The sequence below is a fragment of the Pedobacter sp. KLB.chiD genome (assembly GCF_047040275.1).
Lineage (GTDB): Bacteria > Bacteroidota > Bacteroidia > Sphingobacteriales > Sphingobacteriaceae > Pedobacter.
Genome location: NZ_CP178207.1, coordinates 320,283 through 336,496, shown reverse-complemented (window position 1 = coordinate 336,496; position 16,214 = coordinate 320,283). Strand labels below are relative to the sequence as shown.

Annotated in this window: 12 protein-coding genes; all 12 read right to left on the bottom strand. The window is 39.7% G+C overall.

Annotated features, from left to right (window positions below; genetic code table 11):
• Positions 1-15 precede the first annotated feature (15 nt).
• Positions 16-2,469, bottom strand: coding sequence for a TonB-dependent receptor domain-containing protein (locus ACK1I8_RS01375; RefSeq protein WP_412467578.1), 2,454 nt, complete (start codon positions 2,467-2,469; stop codon positions 16-18).
• A gap of 211 nt (positions 2,470-2,680) precedes the next feature.
• Positions 2,681-3,919, bottom strand: coding sequence for a class I SAM-dependent methyltransferase (locus ACK1I8_RS01370; protein WP_412467577.1), 1,239 nt, complete (start codon positions 3,917-3,919; stop codon positions 2,681-2,683).
• A gap of 10 nt (positions 3,920-3,929) precedes the next feature.
• Entirely contained in the window at positions 3,930-4,763 is an 834-nt protein-coding gene (locus tag ACK1I8_RS01365) for a DUF1365 domain-containing protein (RefSeq protein ID WP_412467576.1), read from the bottom strand.
• A 51-nt stretch (positions 4,764-4,814) separates the two neighbouring features.
• Complete coding sequence (locus ACK1I8_RS01360) at positions 4,815-5,174, bottom strand: four helix bundle protein (RefSeq protein ID WP_412467575.1); 360 nt, start codon at positions 5,172-5,174, stop codon at positions 4,815-4,817.
• Positions 5,175-5,353: 179 nt separating this feature from the next.
• Complete coding sequence (locus ACK1I8_RS01355; RefSeq protein WP_412467574.1) at positions 5,354-6,631, bottom strand: NAD(P)/FAD-dependent oxidoreductase; 1,278 nt, start codon at positions 6,629-6,631, stop codon at positions 5,354-5,356.
• Between the two features lie 100 nt (positions 6,632-6,731).
• Positions 6,732-7,763 (bottom strand): SAM-dependent methyltransferase, encoded by a 1,032-nt coding sequence (locus ACK1I8_RS01350; RefSeq protein ID WP_412467573.1) that lies wholly within the window; start codon positions 7,761-7,763, stop codon positions 6,732-6,734.
• A gap of 130 nt (positions 7,764-7,893) precedes the next feature.
• Positions 7,894-8,643 carry a DUF1295 domain-containing protein gene (locus ACK1I8_RS01345; RefSeq protein ID WP_412467572.1) on the bottom strand — a complete coding sequence of 250 codons (750 nt, stop codon included), beginning with the start codon at positions 8,641-8,643 and terminating at the stop codon, positions 7,894-7,896.
• Positions 8,644-8,795: 152 nt separating this feature from the next.
• Entirely contained in the window at positions 8,796-9,131 is a 336-nt protein-coding gene (locus ACK1I8_RS01340) for a DUF1475 family protein (protein ID WP_412467571.1), read from the bottom strand.
• 425 nt (positions 9,132-9,556) lie between these two features.
• Complete coding sequence (locus tag ACK1I8_RS01335) at positions 9,557-10,285, bottom strand: acyl-CoA desaturase (RefSeq protein ID WP_412467570.1); 729 nt, start codon at positions 10,283-10,285, stop codon at positions 9,557-9,559.
• A 137-nt stretch (positions 10,286-10,422) separates the two neighbouring features.
• Complete coding sequence (locus ACK1I8_RS01330; protein ID WP_025142534.1) at positions 10,423-10,920, bottom strand: phosphoheptose isomerase; 498 nt, start codon at positions 10,918-10,920, stop codon at positions 10,423-10,425.
• Between the two features lie 318 nt (positions 10,921-11,238).
• On the bottom strand, positions 11,239-12,795 hold the full coding sequence (locus ACK1I8_RS01325) for a RagB/SusD family nutrient uptake outer membrane protein (RefSeq protein WP_412467569.1): 1,557 nt from the start codon (positions 12,793-12,795) through the stop codon (positions 11,239-11,241).
• Positions 12,796-12,821: 26 nt separating this feature from the next.
• Positions 12,822-16,022 (bottom strand): SusC/RagA family TonB-linked outer membrane protein, encoded by a 3,201-nt coding sequence (locus ACK1I8_RS01320; RefSeq protein WP_412467568.1) that lies wholly within the window; start codon positions 16,020-16,022, stop codon positions 12,822-12,824.
• Positions 16,023-16,214: the final 192 nt, after the last annotated feature.

The window sequence follows — 16,214 nt, the reverse complement described above, 5'->3', positions numbered from 1 at the left end:
CATCTGATTGTTTTTTTACTGCTGAACGCCACCGCCCATTCCACCTTGTTGCTGATCTTGCTTGATATCGTCGTTTTTGATTTTTTTCTTCTCTGTGAATTTAAGTTTACCGAAAGAATAACTAAAGTTGATGCCAAAAGAACGTAGTGGATAGTAAATATTAGTGCTCTGATACAAGGTGCTTATTTTATTGCCGTTGGCAGTAACAGAGTTGTTAACTGTTTTAATGTGTAAATCTCTTGTAAATGGATTCAAGGTATTGATACCGATTGATCCTTTTTTATTCAGGATATCTTTTTTAAACGATGCACCGTAAAATACCATTGCATCTGTTTTACCCTGATAAGTTCTTCTGGGCGAGTTTACCACACCAAATAATTCAAAATTGTAACCTTTACCAAATCCATATGCTGAACGGGCAAATATGTTATAATTTAAGAATGTTCCTGTACTTACACCTGTAACCTTATTGCTCACTTCATAGGTGTTTACCCCAAGATTGGTCATTAAAGTCCATTTTGGTTTCGGGTTGTACGAGGCAAAAACATTAGCACCATATGTTTGGGCTACGCCCACATTGATATAAGTAGTTAAGGTTTTATCAATACCATTTTCTTTGAAAGGTTGAAGCGAGCTCTCAATTACGCCACCTGTACGACGGTAAAATACCGATGCATTAATTACCGAACCTTTAATAAAGGTAGAGTATCCCAACTCCAGGTTATCACTTAACTCAGGACTTAAACCAGGTTGCCCCTCTCTAACATTAAATTGGTCACTTTCGTTACGGAATGGATTTAAATAAGATAAACTTGGTCTTTGCACCCTGCGGTTATAACTCAATTTCAAAGTTGCATTACCTTTAAGTGTTTGCGAAATAATGGCACTTGGAAACAGGTTGAAATAATCGTTTTTCTGTATTCCGGCGCTTTGGGTGTTAAAACTAATGCCGGTATATTCAGACCTTAAACCACCTTTAAAATTTAACTTTTTACTTAATTTAAAACTGATTACCCCATATGCAGACGCTACATTTTGGTCGTAATTAAAATCGCCTGCACTATTGTTGCTGAATTCACTGCTGATATCTCTAAAAATACCTTTTACACCTACTTCCAGAATAGTGGATTTGGTAAAAGGATAGGTATAATCAGTTTGTGCCGTATACTCTTTGTTTTTACCCGTATTGCTGTTACTAATCGGTTTAAATGCAGAACCAACGATCTCATTCTCAAAATCCGTAGTGTTTCTACCTGTTGATAACTGACCTGAAATGGTAAACTCTTCACCTTCTTTTTGGGTGGTATGCTTATAATCCACGTTCCAGTCTAAATTACTGAAACCCATATCCATATCGCTTTTATTAACCAATGGCACGCCATTAAGGATATAGTCTGCGCTTCCCGGACCTCCGTTAGAAAAGCTGTTGTATTTTAGGTTAGAGCTTAAGTTGTTGTATGCATTAAAATCATAATCTACACCAACACTACCATTATAACCATTGCGGCTCCATTTTGAATAACCATCCTGCGAAATCGTATTATATTTTATATTTCCCAAACTATCAATCCGGGTATTGTTTTCAAACTGTACCCTCGATTTTTGTGCATAAGCTAAATTTGTACCCAAGCTGGTATTAATACTCAATCGGCCGGTTTTAGCCGTTAGATTAAATGCACCGTTATTTTGGCGTGTTCCTGCAGAAGCATTTACGGTACCACTTACCCCTTGCGCATTCGATTTTTTAGTGATGATGTTAATGATACCTCCTGAACCTTCGGCATCGTATTTAGCAGATGGACTGGTAATTACCTCTACACTTTTAATCTGTTCAGCAGGAATCATTTTTAAGGCATCAGAAACACTGCTAGCCATTGTTCCAGAAGGTTTACCGTTAATTAAAACGCGCACTGCACCACCGCGGAGCTGAACATTTCCATCAACATCAACTGATAACATCGGTACTTTACGCATTACATCTGTTGCATCACCACCGGCATTTGTTCCGTCAGCCTCCGCATTGTAAACCATCCTGTCGATTTTATTTTCTATAACTGCTTTAGTACCCTGAACCTGAACATCGGCCAAAGTATTTTCACTTGATGCAATATAAATTGTACCTATATTATTGTCGGGTTTCGATGGCGTGGTGGTAACCAGAACAGATTTTGTTTTATAGCCCATAAAACCGATCATCAGTTTATAGGAATCAGGTGAAACATTTTGTAAAGTTAGTTTTCCTTTTTCGTCGGTTACGCCACCATTTACTGATTTATTGTCTTTTACATTAATTAGAGAAACCGTAGCATAATCAATTGGTTTTTTAGTTAATGAATCAAGTATAGTAGCAGTAATTCTTCCGGTTACGGTCGATTTTTTGGTCGCCCCACCAAATCCACCACTGGGAAACTGGGCATGTGCGGTAAAAAATATGGCAAGGAAAAAGTTTAATAGTAAAAGTTTTTTCATGTTAAAAGTTAGTCTTTTGTTATTAGTCTGCGCAAATTGCATTTTGTTACAATGATACGCTATACTTTTTACACCAACTCTATGGATGAGTCGGCAAACACTACACTTTTACCGGTAAAAAACATGGAAGAAGTAAAATGTATAATGGAAGATGGGACTTCAGATGCTCCATTTTACTTTCTCCTCTTACATCTTCCCTTTCACATTATCTTTACCTCGAAATATTGTTCGGTCTTGAATAAACCATTTGCATTACATTAATATTCCGCATGGCGAAAGCGGCTTCACAATAATTCAGGTAATAATTCCACTTGCGGATAAAAGGTTCATCAAAACCTAAGGCTTTTACTTGATGGAGATTTTTATTGAATGCCATAAACCATAAGTGAAGTGTACGGGCGTAATCCAAACCCATATCTTTTAAATCGACCAGGGTTAATTCGCCGGTTTCATTTATTGCTTTGTTTATGGCAGCTACCGAAGGTAAAAGCGAGCCTGGAAAAATATGCTTCTGAATCCAATCTACACCGTTTCTTAATTTGTCGTATCTGCAATCTGGAGAAGTAATTACCTGAAAGGCTAAAATTCCATTGGGTTTTAACAACTGCTGGCATTTTTCGAAATAGGTTTCCAGATATTGATGCCCCACGGCCTCTAGCATTTCAATGGATACGATTTTATCAAAAGCACCCTCAATTTTGCGGTAATCCTGGATAATAATCGAAACTTTATCGGCAAGTTTTTCAGCATGCACACGCTCCATCGCCAATTTTTGCTGTTCTTTAGAAATGGTAACCGAAGTAACTTTACAGCCATAATTTTTAGCTAAAAAAATGGCATTACCTCCCCAGCCACTTCCAATTTCCAATACATGATCGGTCGACTTGATTTTTAACTGTCTGGCCAGGCGATCGTATTTGGCATATTGCGATTCTTCTAAACTCAAATCATCCGGATTAAAGTAACCACTGGAATAAGTCATGGTTTTATCCAAAAAAGTAGCAAAAAAATCATTGTTCAAATCGTAGTGCTCCGCAATGTTTTTCTGTGATCCGGCCACAGTATTTGCCCTGCGCACGTGATAGATTTTGTTCACCCATTTGAAAATATTCAGGGTGATGGAATTTACCTTACTCCCGGTTACCGAGGGTGCGTTTTCAATATTCAGGATGACCCACTTAATCACGTTGGTAATATTTGTGGTATCCCAAAGGCCAGAAGTATAGCCTTCGCCGAAACCGATATCTCCATAAAGTGCAATAGATTTAAAGAAATCGGGATGATTTACCTGTATATGTGCTTCGATCTGATGATCACCATTTCCAAATACCAGTATTTCGCCATTTGGCAAGGAGAGTTCCAGTTTGCCTAATGTCATTTTAGAAAGTGCATTCAGTACTGCTCTTTCAAAAAACCCCTTTGATGTTCTGACAGCGGTAAGCGTATTCATAGTGTCTGATCTATTTAATTTGTGGTTTGTAAGGTTTATATACGTTGCGTTGCAGCTCAGGGTTTTCAGCTTTTGGATGAAAGGGTATTTTTTTTATCCAGAGTTTAAAGGCCTCCCAGTGGATCATGCCCATGATCTGTAACGGGATTAAAGGCATAGAAAAAAAATACCGCAGTAAAGCTGCATTGTTTAACGGCTTCTTTGTTCCCATTAAAGTACTGATAAAAAAGTGCTTGCCCTGCTTATCAATATCATCAATTTTAATATTCAGTGTATCAGCAGGTACTTTTAATTTAAAATCGAATGCATCATCGTGATCTATAAATGGCGAAACATAAAAATATTTGGTAGTGATTTTTTTAAAGGTATCTCCGTGCAATTCATCCTTTCCAAAGAAAAACAGTTTCATTTCGCGGTAAGTATTGCTGATTTCGGCCACACAACACACCGGATTTTCCTGCTCATCAAAACAATAATAAAAGGAAACAGGATTAAAATTGTAACCTAGCACATTGAGGTTGGTAAGCAGTTTTATTTTAAGCCTGCTACCCTCAACTCCATTCTCTTTTAAATAATCTTCTATATGCTGACGTGTGTTTTTGGTTTGATCGGGATTTTCTTTTGGCAATTGCAGGTGTTCGGCATCGCGAAATGAAAAAAGGTTAAATTTATTCCTGCTGAACCAGCGCAGCTTTTTGTCCAGCTGATCCAACTCATCAAGATCAATGTAGAACATATACACCCTGTACCAAAAAGCATGTGTTTTGGGTGCCAGGCGATGGTGCATGACTTTTGCGGTGTAAATGCTTGATGTAAGATGTGAAATGGATGATGGAATATTCATGTTCAATGCTAAATGTGATGGAGTAACCTCAATTCGTTTATTGCTTACGAATTACTTATTGGAAGAGATTTTGATCGAGGTAAATATCTTTTTCAATTCTACAGCTTCAGCTTTAAGTCGCTCGAAATCTGCCTGATATTTTTTATCTTGATATAGTTCATTAAGGGTGCGTAACCAATATACACTTTCTCTAGCTTCTCTATATGAAATTCCTATTTTGTGACTAAAGTCTCTTCTACTTACAGCTCCTTGTGCTTCTTCGTAATTTGCACCAATCGAGGTTGAACATCTACTTAACTGTAACATAGGTACCTTATAGACAAAATTGTAAGGTAACGTGCCTAAAAACTTTAAAACATCAACGCCGAAACGAAATGTTCTCTCTAATAAGTGGGTTGTTTTTTCGTTCATCTTAAAAAGTTTAAATAGTAAAACTTCTAAGGATGATTTACCTAAAGCTAATAAAAAAATGTAAGATGTAAAAATATAAGGTGGATAGTGGGATCAAGCAAATAGTCATGAGATAGCCCATTTCACATCTTCCATATTACATCAACCCGCATCATCAATCTCACCTCTTCCAATTCCCATTAAGATACGTCATCCCCCTTACCTCTTCCATTTTCCATCATGGAGCACAAATCCAACGCACTTGTATACGCATCCTCATGAAAACCATATTTGAAATAACTTCCGCAATAGTATATCGGTCCGGTTTCGTTTAGCTTGTGCAAATGTGCCTGCGCCTGCATAGCCGGAACATCAAACAATGGATGATGGTAATCAATTTCTTTAATAATCTTATCTGGATTTAAGGTTTCAGTGGGATTAATGGAAACAAAGTAATTCTGTTTTTTAGAAACGCCCTGTAAACTGTTCATCCAATAAATAGTACTCGGCAGTAATTTATCACCCTGCTTTTCTACGCGGTAATTCCAGCTGCTCCAGGCCAGTTTGGTTTCGGGCATCTGCTTTTCATCGGTATGCACAACAGCTTTATTTAACTGGTATTTAAATTTGGAAAGCAGTTCGGATTCGAGTGCTGTTTTGTCTTTTACGATCCCAAAAGTCTGGTCGGCATGGCTGGCCATAATTACTTTGTCGAATTCGAATTTCTCACCGTATTGGTTTTCTACTTCAACTTTACCGTTATCCAGCCGTTTTACTGAAACAATTTTAGTATTGATCTTAATGCTGTCACGAAAAGGAGCAATCAGTTTTTCACGGTAAGCCTGACTGCCATTTTGCAGTGTATACCACTGATGTTGGGTATTTAAACCTAAAAAGCCGTGATTTTTAAAAAAACGGATCAAGGTAATTGCCGGAAAATCCAGAATCTGTTCCATCGGCGCACTCCATACGGCAGCGCTCATCGGGATGAGGTATTGCCAAAGCATATCGTCACTGTAGCCGAACGCTTTGAAGAATTGGCCGATCGAATAGTCCTCGTATTCGGGTTTGTCCAAAATCTCTATACTTTGTTTGTTGAAACGGTTAATCTGCATCAACATTTTTATATAGGAAATATTAAACAGATTTTTCCGCTGGGCAAAAAGATGGTTCAAGCTCGAACCACTATATTCTAACTTTTTGGGCAAAAACTGCACACTGAAAGACATATCGGTCTTCATTACCGGTGCATCAATCTCCGCAAACATTGCTGTCAGATTTGGATAAGTTTGATAGTTAAAAACCATAAAACCACTATCCAGATAAATGGGATTACCATCCTCCTCGAGCGTTATCGTATTGGTATGTCCACCGATATAATCTGCTTCTTCAAAAAGCGTAATATCATATTGATGCTGCAGTTTATGGGCGCAACCCATGCCTGCTATTCCTGAGCCAATAATGGCGAGTGTTTTCATGAGGGAAAATGTAATATGTGATATGGAAAATGGATGATGTAAGACAGATGACGGGCATATCGCTACCTCCATTATCCATCTTACATCCTTACTTCTTACATTATTTATTCTTTTCAAACAAATAGTGGCATACCATCCATTCGTTTCCTTTATTGTAATTAAAAAGTTCTGCACACGACATATAAAACAACCTCCAGTATACCCACCATTTCACTGCCTGGTCTTCACCATAAGTAGATGCTAAAATAGGCATGATTTCCTTTTTATGCTTATCCATATTGCTTAGCCAGGCTTCAGATGTTTTGCCATAGTTCGTCCCGTTTACCACCCAATGTTTATCAATTTTAAGGTCGTCGTTAAAGTAGAAAAACAAGTGGTTAGATGGCATAATCCCTCCGGTAAAGAAGTATTTGCTCATCCAGTCGGTTTCATCAATCACTTCAAATTTGTACGCCAGGGTTTTATGCGTAAATATGTGTACGAATAACTTCCCATCAGGTTTCATAAAAGAGGCCACCTTGTTGAGCAAAAATTTATAGTTGCGCATGTGTTCAAACATCTCTACCGACACTACCCGATCAAATGTATCGGCGATGGTAAAGGTATTCATATCAGCAGTTAAAACCGTCAGATTCTGGATTCCGCGTTGCTTTGCGGTTTCATCGATAAAGATTTTTTGGGTAGCCGAGTTAGACACCACGGTAAAAGTGCTTTCCGGATATTTAGCTGCCATATACAGCGAAAGCGACCCCCAGCCACAGCCCAGCTCCAATACATTTTGTCTGTTCTGTAAATCGGCTCGTTTACAGGTTAAAGCCAGCATATCATCTTCCGAAGTATCAATATCCTTAACGCCAGGTTTCCAGTAACCGCTGCTGTATTTTAAATTTTTGCCTAAACAGTATTGAAAAAATTCGGTCGGCAGTTCGTAATGCTGTTCATTGGCGTCGGCTGTATGTACGGCAATGGGCGATTGCTTTAGCTCGGCAACCAGGTCCATAAATTTTTCCTGCTGCAGCTCTTCATTGCCCAGCGTTTCGTCATCCAGGCGCTGTTTGCATAGTTTTCTGATGCCGATACGCAAGGCGGTATCCGGAAGTTTATCGTTTTCTAGAAGTTTATCGTACCACATTTTGAGGTTGGAAGGTTAAAGTTTGTAAAGTTGAAGGTTTACGTATAATAGAAATATGATGTAAAGTTTAGGTTAATGTACGATATGAAAAGGTCGATGGATTTACAAGGTTGCGTTCCCTTCAACGCCATCACATTTTACTTCTCCCGTCCTTTTTCCACCACGGGAAAAAGGCACTTGTTGTTTCCTGGTATCTTTTATACGCCAAGGGTTTGCTTCTGAGATTCTGCTCTTCATTGTTCGGAACACCGGTAACCCTGGTCAGTAAATATAACATCAGCACGGGGCTAATAATGGCCAAAATTCCCCATGGAGAGGCCAGCGCAAAAATGAAATAACCCATCCAGGTTAACCACTCGAAAAAATAGTTTGGGTGCCGGCTGTAATACCAAAGCCCGGTATCGCATACCTTGCCTTTATTAAGAGGATCCTTTTTAAAAGCCGCAAGCTGTCTGTCGGCAATCATTTCTCCAAAAAAAGCAATTACCCAAACCAGTGCGCCTGCATATTCTAAAAACGAGATGCCTTGCGATTGATTGGCCGTAATGATAAAAAATGGGATGGCCAAAATCACATTAGAAATGGCTTGAAACTGAAAAAATACAAAGAAATTGCGCTCAGCCTTATCACCCCATTCTTTACGCAACTGCTCATATCTACCTTCTTCTTCATCTAAATGACCAATAACACGCTGCCAAAGATGGATACCTAAGCGCAACTCGGCCAGTAAAAACATACCACAGATTAAAATTTTTCGGGGATCGTAACCATCAGCCAAAAAAAATATGATAATGGTAATTACAGGGAAATTCAGCGCCCAAAAAACATCAACCACGCCTGCGTTTTTGATTTTCTTTGCCCAAAGCCAAACTATGGCCATAGTAAAGCAACATACAATAAGCGAAATAAGTGCGATGATTAGTAGATGTCCTGTTTGGAGCGGCATAAGGTTTAAGGTAAAAGGTTTAAGGCCTAAAAGCCAAATCAGCTTTGCTATAATAAACTCCTTATAAGACCTTTACACTTCAAACCCTACACCTCATGCCTTAAAAGTAATTCTTTAACACCTTCGCCATCTTTTAGTTTAAATAAATGCACCAAAACATAGGCCAAGGTTGCTATGCTACCTAAACATACGAACAAAACCGTAATAGAGATTTTAAGAATAATGCTTTTTTCTTTATAGAACATCCACAGGGTGATGATGAAGATGTTAGCATAAAAATCCCATAGCGTAGCGCGCATCCAGGGAATGCTGCCCAGGAAATTCCATTGCTCGAACAGGTTACTTTCTAACGACGTGCTGATTACTTTATAACACATAAAAATCAGCAATGCTGAGAAAACAATTTTGAGGGTGTTGATCATCAGGTGATTTTATTTTTTAAAACAGACTGGAATATATACGTTAAGATAGGCAAAAGAGATTTGATTGTAAAAAACCTGGCGCATGGGGCTACAAAACGCCATGTATTTAAGTGATTTAGTAACTAAATATTGATGAGCTTTGTGGAAAACAAGATTCTGTTCGTTTCGGTTGACATAGTCCTGCCATTTATGCCTATACTGCTCCGCAGGTGTACGCTTTGTCGGTTGCAGATGCTTTATATCTCAGCATGACCGAGTAGGGTTAGGCTTCTGCCAACAAGAAGGGATTTTGCTGCTGTCAGGTTTAGTTAACAGAGAATGTTGGAAGGAAGGGAAGTTCAGTGGTCTGTGGGGAAACAGACCATGGGAGATCTTGAATGATGGAAAATTTGTAATGGTCTGTGAGACACGGACCATGGAGGCCTTTAAACCTTTCTGATTTTAATGATTTTCATCCAGTGCAATACCTTCATTACCGGATAGGTTGGATCAAACTCCCACCATTTGGTTGCAAAATTCGGGCTATTGGGTTTTTTGTGGTGGTTGTTCTGAAAAAGCTCGCCCATCAACAAAAAATCCCATGGTAAAGAGTTTTTGCTATGGTCATCATTATCGTGGTTAGCATAACCATATTTATGTCCACACCAGTTTACTATAGCCCCGTGTAACGGACCCATTAAAAAGTGGACCGGCAATAATAAGTACATCCACCAGTAATTGGCAAAAGCAACATAAAAGCCAATATAAAATAAACCACAGCTTATTCTCCATATCCACGAATCACCAATCCGGTCAATTAGAGGCCATTCAGGATAATTCCCACGGAAAGCCGGTTCAGGCTGTATTTTAAATTTCAGATAATTCATGTACATGTTTTTCGTTGCAATCATCATCCCGAAAACATCCTTAAAAAAATGTGGAGAATGCGGATCTTTTTCGGTATCGCTGTAGGCATGGTGCATCCTATGCAAGATGGCATAAGCCCTTGGGTTTAAAAATGATGAACCTTGGGAGATCAGTAGTATCAAATAAAAAAACCTTTCCCAAAAAACCTCCATTTTGAACATCTTGTGCGATGAGTAACGGTGAAGGAAAAAGGTTTGGCTAAACAGGGATAAAAACCAATGACAAAGAAAAAAAATGAAGATGATCATGTATGGTGTGTATACTTTATAAACGTAGCTTCGAGATCTTTAGTTTTCATTCTGCATAAAAACTATACTGGCCTAAACGTTTAGAGAAACAGTATCCCGTTCCAAATATAGAACAGGATGCTGTTTTTATTATTTTATTATCTACCGAAATCGTCTTGTACGCGTACGATATCGCTTTCGTCTGATGGGTTTGAAGCATCGGTATGTTGCCAGATCTCAGCAACTACTCCCCAATCTTCTAAACCGATTAAACGGTGGCGTTCGCCCTGTTGTAATTTGATCTGGTCTTTTGGTGCGTATTTTTTCACTTCACCCTCTTCATCAGTCTGGCTGGTTTTAATGCCAACCGTACCGGTAACCACCTGCCAGATTTCCGCCCTGCGGTGGTGATATTGCCAAGATAGACGGGTATTTGGGGCAACGATTAGAATTTTCGGACTTAATTTACCACCAATTTTAAGGTCTTCAACATTTAATCCATCAAAATAAGTATCGGCAAATTGTTGTGCCTGCGCTTCATCTATTACAAAGAAACCACCCCAGGGGCGGGTTTCATCACGGTTTACTACATTAAAACCTTCAATTTTTAAACGTTGCGCTACGCTTTCGAATATTTCTTTTTTGTCGTTTGTCATTGATAAAATATTAGTTCTGTAATGATTGTCGAGGTGCACAGAGATTCATAATCTCCTGTATGGTTCTTTAATTTGCTGCAAAAATAAGCCTAATAAATTAAAAAAGGCATTTAAGGCCTTTTATTTTTTTAAACTCAATTTATAAACTGCCATAAAGCAACTTACTAGTCATATGTGAATATCACGACCACGACCTGGTGAATAGTCTACCCTTCTAATAAAAAACGGGTGCCCGATGTACGGATACCCGTTTTTGCTAAAATTTATTGATGGTTGGTGAAACACCAACCATTAGCATGAATTATTAAACACTGCTCTCTAATAACCTGGGTTAGGAGTCAGATTAGGGTTATTTTTGATTTCTGGAGTGGGAATCGGAAACAGCAAATGTTTGGTTTGCAAAGGTTGGTTTACATTTTTATTGATATGGCCAACAAAATTGTCAAACCCATTGGTGGTTTCATTGTATACTTTACGCAAGCGAACCATATCAAACCATATAATGCCTTCGTAACATAGCTCGTGCCAGCGCTCTCTCCAAACCGCCTCTTCGAACTGCGTTTGGCTCAGGCCTGCAAGATCAGCCAATTGTGCTCTTTTGCGTACGGCATTTAACGCTGCATAGGCAGCAACATTCGGAGTACCGTCTGCCCTGTTTTGTGCTTCTGCATAAATTAATAAGGTTTCGGCATAACGAATCTGTGGAATATTCAGATCGCTTCTGCTGGTACCTTCTACACCTAGTGTACCATTGGCGATCAGGTCGAAGTGTTTAAAAATATAAGGTTTACCCCGGTTAACCAGGGGCATCTTAAATCCATCTGTATAATAATCAGTAAAGAAATAACCGTCTCTGTTTTTAGCTCTTAAATCTCCCGGCTCATACGAACCGTAAAAATTTGTAGTTGGAATAGCAGTTCCAATACCATCAATTTTAGAAACCAATGGCTGGTGTAAAGGTAAATAAGATGACTGTAAGGGATTACCGGATCCGGCAGCATCGTTGTACTGGATTCCGAACAAATGCTCTACCTTATTGTCATTTTTTGCATCATGCAGCGCTCCGTAATTGGAGAACAAACCAAGTGATGATGGATTCGCTGTCGAATAGTCAATTACCTCTTTGGCTTTATCTGCAGCTAGTTTATAATAAGCTGTTCCCTTGTTAAGGGGTTGCCCGGCCATGGTTAGATATACTTTAGCCAGTTCAGATTTAATTGCGGCTGTTGAAACACGCCCACTTGCATCCATAAATGGCAAACCAGCTGCTTCTGCAGCAACCAGATCATCAACAATCAATTTGTAAACCTGTTCCTGTGGCGTACGTGAAGGAGAAAAATTGGGATCGTTAGGGCTGGTAATCGGTTTGGTAATTAAAGGCACGTCGCCCCATAAGCGCACCAGATAGAAATAGGCCCAGGCCCTGACGAAAGCCGCCTCTCCTAAAATTCTTTTTTTCTGTGCGTTGTCCATCGGGTTAATACCCGGAACTTTATCCAACACCAGGTTGGCTTGTGCAATTACCTTATAAAACCCGTTCCAGTTTTGGTTAACGTGCAGGTTTGTACCATCATAAATTAGTGAATACAAATTGTTCAGATCGGAATTCTGCGCGGTTTCGGTAGACTGTATTCCTGTTGGCGCATCAAGCATCTGCCAGTTGCTGGAATAGATACCGGCGCCGTTTCCAATAAACCGAAGCTCTGCATAAACAGCAGCAATACCTGCTTCTGCATGTTCTGGTAAAGTATAAAAATTATCGGGTGAAAGATTGGTGGGATCGGTTTCATCTAAAAACTTCTTACATCCCGAATTTCCGATTATAGTGCCGCTTAGCAACAATAAAACAGCGATATTTTTTATGTTTATTTTCATGTTGATATCCTTTCTTTAGTTAATGTTTATAATCCAATGTTTAAACCTACCATGAAAGTGGTTGGCTTTGGATAATCGAAAAATGTTTGACCTTGTGCAAATGCATTTCCATAAGTAGTTACCTCAGGATCATTTCCGGTGTACCTGGTTGCCAGGAAGAAATTCTGAACTGACGCATACACACGAAGTCTGCTCAAGCGTAACTTTTCGACAAGCGTTTTATCAAAAGTATAGCCCAATAGAAGGTTTTTTCCACGGATGAAAGAACCATCCTCTAACCAATGGGTATCCACATTGGTCACATATCCGGCAGCCTGATCCCTGATTGCGGCAATGGGTGTATTTTGATTTTGAGGCGTCCAGGCATTTAATACGCTGGCAAAACTATTGGCCTGTACCTGTCTGTCTTCACCTGAGTGATGGGTCATATTTAAGACATCATTACCATAAGAGTATTGCAATTCTACAATCAGTTCCAAATTCTTATAGCGAAAGGAATTACCCAGCGATCCCCAGCCTTTTGGTGTTCCATTCCCAATAATCTGACGGTCTGCATCTGTAATGGCATGGTCTCCGTTTACATCCAGGTATTTGATATCGCCCGGAAGGAGGGTCTTACCGCCGCGGTAACTTACATATTTAGCGGCTTCATCTCTTTCCGCCTCGCTCCAGGTTCCCAAACGTACAAGCCCCCAGAATGACCCTACCGGCTCACCTACTCTGATAATACCGGTTTGATTGGTGAAATTAGGGTTACCCACACCAAAAATATCATCAGGAGTAGCTAAAGAAAGTACCTTGTTACGGTTAAGGGAAATGTTAAAGCTGGTTTTCCAGGTAAAATTGTCTGTTTGTACGTTTACCGTATTAATGCCTAAATCTAACCCTTTGTTCTGCATTGACCCAATATTTTTTCTGATTACCGAGTATCCCGTGGTACGCGGAACAGGGGCATCCAATAACATATCGGTTGTTTTTCTGTAGTAAAGATCGGCTTCTAAATTAATCCGATTGTTGAACAAGCCTAATTCCAAACCGGCATCTACCTGTGCTGTTTTTTCCCAAACCAGATCTGGATTAGCCAACCTGCCGATACCAATACCGGTTACCCTGCTATCGTTAATAATTGCGGCGTTATTAACCAACGTAGCCAGCGACTGATAGGCAGGAAGTTCTGAGTTACCACTTAAACCATAACTGGTTCTCAGTTTTAAGTTAGAGATGGTTTTGTTTCCTTTAAGAAAATCTTCATCTGAGGCTTTCCAGGCCAATGCTGCGGAAGGGAAAAAGGCGAACTTATGGTTATCACCGAATTTGGATGACCCATCTACCCTACCGGTGAAAGTAACCAGGTATTTATCTTTAAAGGCATAGTTTAATCTTCCGAAATAAGAGTTAAAAGCCGATCTGTTCCGGCTGGAACCAACTGTAATCGATTTACTTCCAGACCCCATATTATTGTTTCCGTAAAAATCGGTTACAAAATTTTCGGCATGGCTGGTATTACTAAAGAAGTTGGTGGCCTGCCACGAGATCCCTAACAATGCATTAATGGCATGCGATTCGGCAAAACGTTTGTTATAGGTTAAATAGTTTTCCAATGACCAAAAGGTTTCCCGATCGTTGGTTACATTCGCCGTTCCATTCTGCCCGTCAGAGATACCGTACAATTGTTTGGCATTGTATTCGTTGATGTTACGGCTCACAATATTGGCACCTAACTGGGTACGGAACTCTAAATCTTTGCTGAAACTAATGGTTGAATAAATACTCCCTAAAGCAGTTTGGGTAACCATACCATATTTTTGATCGGTTAAGATGTGCACCGGATTAGAGCCTCCTTCTGCCCATGGAATCAGTTTGTTATCGCCCCATTTGCCATCTGCAAGTTTTATCGGAAGAAAAGGAAATGCTTCTGTAATCATCCGCACTGAATTTAAGCCGCCCGTTCCCTGATCAACAATGTTTTCATTTTGGTTATTATAGCTCAGATTACCGCCTACTTTTAACCAGGCTTTAATTTTGCTGTCAAAATTAAACCGGCCCGAATAACGTTTTAAATAAGAGTTTAATAAAAGTCCCTGGTCATCGCGATAACCTGCAAAAACACCGTAAGTGCTGTTTTCGTTCCCCCCGGTAAAACCCAGCTGGTGATTTTGAGAAAGTTTATGCTGAATAGATTCTTTCAACCAATCGGTATTATATAGTGGATCTCCATTGCCATCAAAAAACTGAGGTAAGGCAATTCTGGCAGCTTTAGGAACAGGTGTGGATGCATAACTTCCCGCTGCCCAACCTACCGGATCGTAAACTTTAATATTTTCATAAGCCAGGTCCTGTACTTTCACATACTCAAAAGCATCCAGCATCTTAACATGGTGAGCCGCCAGCGTGTTGATACCAAAATCTGCATCATAGGTAATGCGTTGCGCATTTGCTGTTCCCTTTTTAGTGGTGATTAAAATGACCCCATTTGCACCCCTTGCCCCGTATATCGCTGTTGAAGAAGCATCTTTTAGCACCTCTACTGAAGCAATATCGCTCGGATTAATGTAATCGATGGCATTACTATTCTGCGTTTGCGACCCTACCGGCAAAGCTACACCATCTACTACATAAAGTGGATTGTTACTTGTGTTAATGGAACTGAATCCGCGAATTTTGATATTGGTTTGTCCACCGGGCCTGCCTGAGTTGGTGTTTACCTGAACGCCAGAGATACGGCCTGCTAATGCCTGGTTTAGCGATGAGGACGGGCGTTCCTGAAGTTCACTGGCTTTAACCACACCAACAGATCCCGTCAGGTCTGTTTTTTTCACCGAACCATAACCAATCACGACCACCTCGTCTAACCTGTTGGCTTCGGCAGGTATCATTTTAACACTAATATTGGCTTCACCGCTAACTGTAACATCTTTATTTTGATAGCCTACATAAGAAAAACGAAGTACCTCGTTTGGGTTGGCTTCAATGCTGAACTTACCAGTATCATCAGTTACAGCAGTTTTACCCGAAGAAATGTTTTTGATGCCAACTCCGGGAATAGGCATGTTTTTTTCGTCCAATACGGTTCCGGTAATTACTTTTCGGTTATGGTCATGCACCAGAGGCATTTTCAGGCCGGAAAACTCCCCCAGGCTTTCCATAGCCGGATTCATCGAAAAAGCAGGACTATTGAGCAAAAAAAGCACAGAAAGCCCTGAAATCTTGAGTAGATTGATTTTCATAGGTTTAGGTTTAGTAAATGGTTAGTTATATAATTCTGCTGACAGCAGCTAAAACGCTTTATCAAATCTTTCTAATCAGTAGCTTTTGAGTTAAATAATGGTGTAATGGGATCTTCTATTAGGATAGATTAAACCTACACACAACAAAACCAAACAGACATATCCGGCACTCAAGTGGCGAATATTTCTAAG